1 protein-coding gene is annotated in these 769 nt (G+C 67.0%); it reads left to right on the top strand.

Annotation, left to right across the window (positions count from 1 at the left end; all coding sequences use genetic code 11):
• Positions 1-13: 13 nt before the first annotated feature.
• Complete coding sequence (gene pstB, locus FL625_RS18015) at positions 14-760, top strand: phosphate ABC transporter ATP-binding protein PstB (RefSeq protein WP_149590045.1); 747 nt, start codon at positions 14-16, stop codon at positions 758-760.
• Positions 761-769: the final 9 nt, after the last annotated feature.

Here is a 769-nt window from a genome sequence, read left to right on the forward strand (position 1 = left end):
CGCGACGGCGAAGATCTCGGCGCGGGGGGTGCAGGTCTATTACGGCCAGAACCACGCGCTGAAGGACGTGGACGTGGACATCCTGGACCGGGCGGTGACCGCCTTCATCGGGCCCTCGGGCTGCGGCAAGTCCACCTTCCTGCGCTGCCTGAACCGGATGAACGACACCGTGGCCTCGGCGCGGGTCGAAGGCAGGATCACGCTGGACGGCGAGGACATCTACGACCCCCGCGTCGATCCGGTGCAGCTGCGCGCCAAGGTCGGCATGGTGTTCCAGAAGCCGAACCCCTTCCCGAAGTCGATCTACGACAACGTGGCCTACGGGCCGAAGATCCACGGCATGACCCGCTCGAAGTCCGAACTCGACGGGATCGTGGAAAGCTCGCTGAAGAAGGCCGCGCTCTGGAACGAGGTCAAGGACCGGCTGGATGCGCCGGGCACCGGGCTCTCGGGCGGCCAGCAGCAGCGGCTCTGCATCGCCCGCGCGGTGGCGACCTCGCCCGAGGTGCTTCTGATGGACGAACCCTGCTCGGCGCTGGACCCGATCGCCACGGCCCAGGTCGAGGAGCTGATCGACGAGCTGCGCAGCCAGTTCTCGGTGGTGATCGTCACCCACTCGATGCAGCAGGCCGCGCGCGTCAGCCAGAAGACCGCCTTCTTCCACCTCGGCCACCTGGTGGAATACGGCGACACCACCCAGATCTTCACCAACCCGAAAGACCCCCGGACCGAATCCTACATCACCGGCCGCATCGGCTAAGGAGCCCGA

The organism is Tabrizicola flagellatus (assembly GCF_008271465.1).
Classification (GTDB): domain Bacteria; phylum Pseudomonadota; class Alphaproteobacteria; order Rhodobacterales; family Rhodobacteraceae; genus Tabrizicola; species Tabrizicola flagellata.